Origin of the sequence: Flavobacterium shii (assembly GCF_025847235.1) — a bacterium.
Classification (GTDB): Bacteria; Bacteroidota; Bacteroidia; order Flavobacteriales; family Flavobacteriaceae; genus Flavobacterium; species Flavobacterium shii.
In genome coordinates this window covers 24,333-31,566 of sequence record NZ_JAOZEW010000036.1, presented here as the reverse complement: position 1 = coordinate 31,566, position 7,234 = coordinate 24,333, and the positions used below count along the sequence as shown (strand labels likewise).

7 protein-coding genes are annotated in these 7,234 nt (G+C 32.6%); 1 reads left to right on the top strand and 6 read right to left on the bottom strand.

Annotated elements, in window-relative coordinates:
• The 6 genes from OIU83_RS22640 to tssD form a co-directional block, all read right to left on the bottom strand.
• The coding region (locus OIU83_RS22640) for a hypothetical protein (RefSeq protein WP_264208546.1) at positions 1–536 on the bottom strand (536 nt) is incomplete at its 3' end.
• Positions 537–566: 30 nt separating this feature from the next.
• Positions 567–1,181: a hypothetical protein gene (locus tag OIU83_RS22635; protein ID WP_264208545.1), complete on the bottom strand. Its 615-nt coding sequence runs from the start codon at positions 1,179–1,181 to the stop codon at positions 567–569.
• The gene (locus OIU83_RS22630) at positions 1,178–2,302 is read right to left on the bottom strand and encodes a DUF4280 domain-containing protein (RefSeq protein WP_264208544.1); all 1,125 of its coding nucleotides are present in this window, start codon (positions 2,300–2,302) and stop codon (positions 1,178–1,180) included. Before OIU83_RS22630 ends, OIU83_RS22635 begins: the two co-directional genes overlap by 4 nt.
• 2 nt (positions 2,303–2,304) lie before the next feature.
• Positions 2,305–3,390, bottom strand: coding sequence for a hypothetical protein (locus OIU83_RS22625; protein WP_264208543.1), 1,086 nt, complete (start codon positions 3,388–3,390; stop codon positions 2,305–2,307).
• Between the two features lie 21 nt (positions 3,391–3,411).
• Positions 3,412–5,190, bottom strand: coding sequence for a phage baseplate assembly protein V (locus tag OIU83_RS22620; RefSeq protein ID WP_264208542.1), 1,779 nt, complete (start codon positions 5,188–5,190; stop codon positions 3,412–3,414).
• 28 nt (positions 5,191–5,218) lie between these two features.
• A complete protein-coding gene (gene tssD, locus OIU83_RS22615; protein ID WP_264208541.1) occupies positions 5,219–5,611 on the bottom strand; it encodes a type VI secretion system tube protein TssD in 393 nt (130 codons plus the stop codon).
• A 535-nt stretch (positions 5,612–6,146) separates the two neighbouring features.
• Between tssD and OIU83_RS22610 the strand changes: the two genes are divergently transcribed.
• Entirely contained in the window at positions 6,147–7,229 is a 1,083-nt protein-coding gene (locus OIU83_RS22610; protein WP_264208540.1) for a pentapeptide repeat-containing protein, read from the top strand.
• The last annotated feature ends 5 nt before the right edge of the window (positions 7,230–7,234 follow it).

Sequence of the window (7,234 nt, the reverse complement as noted above, 5' to 3'; positions counted from 1 at the left end):
TAAGTAGTTAATCCGTTTTTATCTGTGCTATTAATAGTAATAGGTTTTCCATCACCCACAACTTTAAAAATCGGGATAGGATTCTGTTTCGTACCATATAAAGGATTTGACATGTCATCCTTGTTTACAGTTATTATAACATTTTTATTTTTTATTACGTTGCGGAGATAATAATTATCTCCCATATTTGTTAATCTAATAGTGAAAAATTTTCGATATTCTTCTGAATAAAAACCTATTTTATCTATATAGATTTTACCTCCTTTTCTTGATAAAAATGCGGTGTATATTTCATGTCCAAATGTGAAATCTTTACCTTCAGCGGTTGATTTTAAATCTTCAATAGTGTAATTTGTTTTTGCATCTAAATCAATTTTTATTTTCAATTCTTCAGAATTATCTAAATATTGATAAATATACTTTTCAGCATTATTTCCTTTAAAAAGTATTTTGTCAACTGCAAAAATCAATAAAGGCAATATTATAATTCCTGCTATAATATATCCAATTGCATAAGGAACTCCTAAATTTTTCATATTGCTTGAGCATTTATTCCTGATTATCTATTACTTCTCAAATCGTGCTACAAACTCTTCTTTAGGCATAATATAGGTAAGATGATAAAATACATTATCCTCATACATTTGTTGAGTTACATCATAATTAAGATAAATAATGTTTCCGTTTTTATCAGATGTATTAATTGTAATAGGTTTGCCATCTCCCACAACTTTAAATACGGGGATAGGATTTTCTTTTGTACCGTACAAAGGGTTTGCCATATCGTCTTTGTTTACAGTTATAATTATAGGCCTATTGAATAATTTCATACGGAAATAACCAAAAAAGACTTCTTGAGCCAATCGTATAGAAAAATATTTTTTATATTCTTCAGAGAAAAAAGTAATAAAATCTATGTTTATTTTCCCCCCTTTTCTTGATAAAAAAATTGTATGTTGTTCCCAACCGTAGGGTTCTATTACTAAACTACTAGGATCTCTTGGTTTCAATTCAGGCATAAATAGCTTTATTTCTTCTGAATTTTGGATATATTGTTGCATATATTTTTCTCCATCGTTAGTTTGGAAAAAAAGTAAATTGACAGCGTACAATAGTAATGGTAGTCCTATAATTCCTGCTAATATATAGCCTATGGCGTAGGGTATTCCTAAATTTTTCATATTGCTTGAGCATTTATTCCTATAGTATTTAAATTATCAAATTCATCAACATCCGTACTAATTTTATCGGATGATTTATGCATTTTATCTTCGTAGTTGTTAGACCATTGGTCAAGTCCAAAATTCACTACTCCTGCAGCAATACCTATTCCAAAACCTTTGAGCATTCCTTTCCAGGGTGTTTGGTAAGAACGGGAGGCAATATCTTTTGCCAAACTTGCATTGGCGGCTCCTGCCAAGTCTCCTGCCGCTTCTCGAGCAGCAGCTTCGGAGCCATATTCCATCATTTCTTTATTAAGTGCTTGATTTATTTTGGTAACTTGGTCAACGCCATCAATAAAACCTCCCACTGTACCTGCTCCAGAGACTTGTCCTTGAACTACAGTTGCATCTGCCGCTTGTTTTCCTAAACTATCATTTTCTTGATTTTTTGCCCTTCTCTCTTCCTCGTCCATCTGCCCGCTAGAATAAAAGTAAATAGCCAGAGGGGAGGCGATTACGAGCGAAGCAGGCGTGGCAGCTGTAGCTCCTGTAATAATTCCCATTACAAGCTGCGATGCCATATGTGCATTAACTTCATTTTTATTATTATTAATAATTTGTTCGGCTGCTATTATAGCTAGGGCAGGATCTATAATAATGCTTATTTTTCCTCCTTTAAGACAATTAAGTGTAGATTGATTAAGCAAGGCTCTGGCTCCTTCTATTCTTACTGTAGGATGTTCTAGAGTCCATTGTGAGTCTTTGGTTGCATCACAATCATGCGCTAGTTTATAAAGACCTGTAAGTCCAGCTCCTATACTTACTCCCAATGTTGCAGCTACTGCCACAAAAAGCACTGCTGCTGCTCCACCGGTAAGTACTGTTGCAGCAAGTGCTCCTACAACAAGTGCCCCAATTGCAATGCCTACGCATAAGGCTTGCAGTCCTCCCCAAAATTTTGAAGTATTTTTACAATTAAAACTATCGCTTATTTTTTTATCATTCATATTAAGTAAAGGCGCTTTCTTATTGGTATGAATAACATAGGAGGTTCTATCGCTAATGCCTATCATGTTAGGGCCTTTTTGCATGAGGGTACATATTACACTTGTCCCTTCGGGTATATAAGAATTTGCCATAATTATTCTATTTTTGTTAGTTTATATGTAATCAAGACTTGAATATTGTTTTTTACTTCTTCGATTATTGTAATTTCCGATTGCTCTATCCAGTTATCCGCTGTATTTATGGTAACTCTTTCTCTAACACTAAAATTAAACTTCGAAAATTGATATTTTATCATAGGTTTAAATTTTTCATTATATTTTCTTTGCAAAAAGTCATTATCTAATTTTGACCTATCCATTTCGCTTATTTTCCTAAGTTCTACTGTAGTAGGAGATTCTGAAAGGATATCTTGTCGAAATTCTAAAGAAGTTTCATATCCATCAAATAATTGAGAATAGTATTTTCGGATATATGGTTTTAGAATATCTTTGGTTACTAAATATCGATCAAAAAAGACATCAAAAAAAAGTTTTGAACTCAAATCATTAATCAAATTACTTTCTTTACGCAATTGATTTTCAGATAATAGAATAAACTCGTCAAACTTATGTTTTGATTCCTCTACTCTTAAAAAAGCATATCGCTCTCTTAAATCTTCTTTAAGATCGATCCATTTTTCAACAATTTGCTTATGGTTTAATACTTGCTCTATTTTCCCTGTATGTTTATTTACAGAAACGATAACATCACATTTTACTTTATCAATTTCACACACCAGTTTAATAGCTTCTTCCAGCGGTTTTTGATAGGCCTCGATTATATTATCAACCATTTTTACGCTTACAAATAACCCTTTTTCTGTGTTTTGCTTTTTTACAATAAATTCTCTTTTGGTATCTGCATGGTTATTAAGAATGCCATTTATTTTTGTAATCACAGTTTGCTCACATCTATATCTTGCTTCCTGATCGAATCTTAGACTCTTTATAAATTCCGTGTCAACTTCTTCTCTTTCTTCTTTTTTTAGCTCTTTAATTACTATTTCTCTAACAGGAACTTGTATGTCTTGTAGTGCAGCAACATATTCAGGGCCAAAAAAGGCTTTAAAGAAACGAGTATTGGGGTTTAATCGTTTAATTTCCTCGGGTGTTATATTAAATTTTGCTGCCAGCTCTACTAACTTTTCCTCGGCTATTACTTTGTATGTTTCAAGTATCATTGTATTTCTTCGGTTTATTGTTTAATTCATATCTATCTCAGAACCTGTTATAACGGTTGTTCCATTAAAGACAGCTTTTGCCGTTCCTGAGCCTTTTACTTCAATAATAGTGCTTGAAAGAGTAATCTTTTCTTTTGTAATAAAAATACTACTCTCACCAACTTTTAGGGTAATACTTGTTTTACCATCAAGAACAATTATACCATCATTATCCATTTTAAGCATTGCTTGAGGTGGTGCATCTTTTTTGGCTCCTACATTAATAGTTGCATCAACAACAGCATTAAGAATAGCGTCCCCTTTTCCGTCCATTAATAAGGAGTTTCCATCGGGTGTACTTTGTTTCCAGCTTCCTTCGGCATCATTACTTATATTTTCGATACCGCTTCGGGTTCTGCTGCCTTTTATATCGTTATTGGGTGTTGCATAATTACTTTTTTCGTTCTTGTTGGAAATTGTTCCTACTACTATTGGCATCTCAGCATTTCCAGCCTGAAAATCTACAAAAACTTTCTCCCCTACTTCGGGAATCCAGTGTGAACCTTTACCGCTACCTCCATGAGGCTGTATCATTGGTATAAATGGTGTTGTTTGGCCCTTACCTTCTTGCCACGGCATTTGTACAGTTACACCACTTAGTCCATCGGGGTCATTATTGGCCATTACTATAGCCGATTGGCTCTCGCAACGCGGTATTAAATCGGGATTGGTTCTTGGTGAAAATACTGCGCCATTATAGTTTACAGCAGTAAAATGATTTTCATACTCACCGCCATCATCACACATATGGATAATTTTTGTTACTCGGTAACTGCTTTCCAATTGTGGATCAACGCCACTTATCATTACATTATTCCCTAAAGTAATACCCGGCACTTCACAAGAAGCCTTTATTTGCATCATCCCACTAACAGCAGATCGCATTTTGTTCTTGGTATATTCTTCAGAAGCACTGCGTCCATTTCCCCCTACACCATTTTGATTCAGTTGTATTACAGTTTCTTTATTAAAAACCTGATTAGACTTGTCTATAAAATCCAAATGGAATCCATCGGCTTCTTTTCCGTAGTTTGCCGTTTTGTCTATAAAGTGTTCTCCTTTTCTGTTATCATTTTCAATAGTTTTAAATAAGGTAGGAGTTAATTTTATATCATATCTAAAATCTTTCATATTGATACCATAGGCAAGTTTAGGTGTTCCTCCTGATCCTCCTGGACTACCAAAAACCATTATGCGTCCGTTATAATAAAACCATTGTCCATAGCGCATTGCCAAACGGTTAAGAAAATTAAAATCACTTTCATTATATTGAACCGTATAGGGAAGATTATCTTTATAATAAGGAAATACTTCCATATCGATTTCATAATCAGATTTTACTTTGTTTACGATATCTGCAAGAGTCATTTTTTTAAATGAGTCCGATTCAGCACCACTATCCATTATAATAGAACTACTATAGCCTTTAATCAATATCATTTCTTCAACATCGTTCACAGTAGATTTTTGCATTTTGACTTTAGTAACTATCCCATAAAATTGCATGATATAGTCTTGTGGATTTGTAATGATCATAAGATCACTAAGATCTGGAATCGCTTTTATTTCTATGCTTATTTCCTCGCTTATTAGTTTTTTAGAAACTGGCATTACACTCTTAAATTCTTCAACCAGCACATCTTGTCTAACTTTAAGTGAAAATGTATGATGGTTATGAATTTCCTGAATAATCTTTAAATCACTAAAATTTTTAATTATCGTTTCTCCAATCTTAATTGTAGTTATTGTTTGTAGTGCCATGTTATTTGTATTTAAATTACCTTATTCTTTAAGAATTTTTCCAATTATTTTCAAATAGAGTATTACCTAATTTTACTTCATTGGATGTAATCAGTATTTCTGTAATCATGGGAGTAACACCTTCATTCCTAAAGTGTTCACGAAGAAAAATACAATAGCCCTTTTTAAAAGTTACATCTTTCATCGTGCTCATAGCGTCTCTACGATAAAAAACGATTTTGCCATTCTTTACGTTTGTTTGGGAAACCATCCAATCCGAAAATAAATCAGTTTGAGTAGTTTCTACAATTAACTTAATTTGTCCGCCTTTGCTTTTATTTGCAGGCTTTCCGTTATTGTCGACGTTTTGGGTGAAAATTATTTCAAATTCTAAAACATTAAAAATCAAGTTATTTAATTCTAATTTGGCTAGAAAACTCATATTGTAGTTTTTATTGGTTAATTATATAATGTGAAATGATCTATTCTATTTTTATTTTAACAACTACTATCGATAGTTTAGTAAAAATATAAAATCGACCATCAAAGATTAAGACACAATAAGCCATAAAACGACTAGAATAGGGTATTATTTATTAGGTCTTTTTTGTCATAATGATATAAAAGCTCTTTCTTTAATAAAATTTGTCTCCAACATAATTTATATTAATATGGCGATTTAGTTTTTTTGTGGAGAAAATAAATCTAAATCAAATCACTTCTTCTGAAAAAAATAAGTCCTAATTGTTAACTTTTCATTTATCACGGGTTTAATTTTAATAGAATGTTTTATACAAATAAGTTAAAATCACTGTATTTGCTTTGTAGAAAGAATAAATATCATGCATACCACTTCTAGTTGCCGAATAACAACTATAAGTAGCTCAAATACAACTATAAGTTTTTATTTTTTTTACGCTCTGAAAACGTATTCAGATACCTTTGTAATGTCGAAAAAATAATAAAAAATGATAGCTATGTTAAATACTAAATTGATTGGCAATAAAATTGCCGAAGCGCGTAAGAGAATCAATATTTCTCAAGCTCAGTTAGGGCAACGCCTATTCATCAGTTCTCAGGCTGTTGGGAAATGGGAACGAGGAGAGTCAATGCCGGATATTATTACTTTAAACCGTCTTGCAGAAATCCTTGTTGTTGATCTTAACTATTTCTCAGAGAGTTTTCATTCTGGGGAGACTATAATCACACCAGTTGAATCTTTGATTAAAGAATCTGAAGAATTACCATCTGAAAAGCAAAAGAAAGAAATTAATTGGGATATGTCACGCGGGAACTGGGTGGACGCGGATTTTTCGGGGTTGAAAAATCTGCATGACAAATTTAGTTCTTCAAACATGCAAAAATGCTTATTTATTGGATCAGATCTATCGGAACTTCTTTTAAAAGGTAATAATATTGATAGCTGTGACTTCTCAAATTCTGACATTTCTAACAGCCAAATTCAGGGTTCTAACTTAGTTAACAATATATTTAAAAACAGTTCTCTAAAAGAAGCCGAATTTTCAAAAAGTTATATCGAAAATTGTGATTTCTCAGGTACCAATCTTACAGGGGTTAATCTTGTAAAAAGCAATTACGCTGATAGTTGTGATTTTTCTAATTCTGACATAAGTAATAGTCACATTCTGAGTTCTGGCTTAGCCAACAGTATATTTAAGAATTGCTTATTGAAAGAAACCGAATTCTTAAAAAGCTACATCAAAGGTTGTGATTTCTCCGAAGCCAATTTTACCGGAGTGGAGTTTAAATCAGGAACTTTCTTAAAAAACACAATTGAAAATGCAGTGTGGAATCGTACTTCTTTTATTGAGATGCAGATTGACGATATAGTATTCGATGGCACATTTGAAAATTGTTATTTTGAGAACTGTTCCTTTAACAGGGTCACGTTCCAAAATTCAACGCTTAGGAATACTTTCTTTAAAAACAACAACCTGAAAAAGGTTCGTTTTATTGACTGTGAAACAGATCGTATGACCTACGAATTCCTGAAAAATGGAAAAGCAGATTTAACAGGCATCAAGTTGTTAGCATCATAATGCAG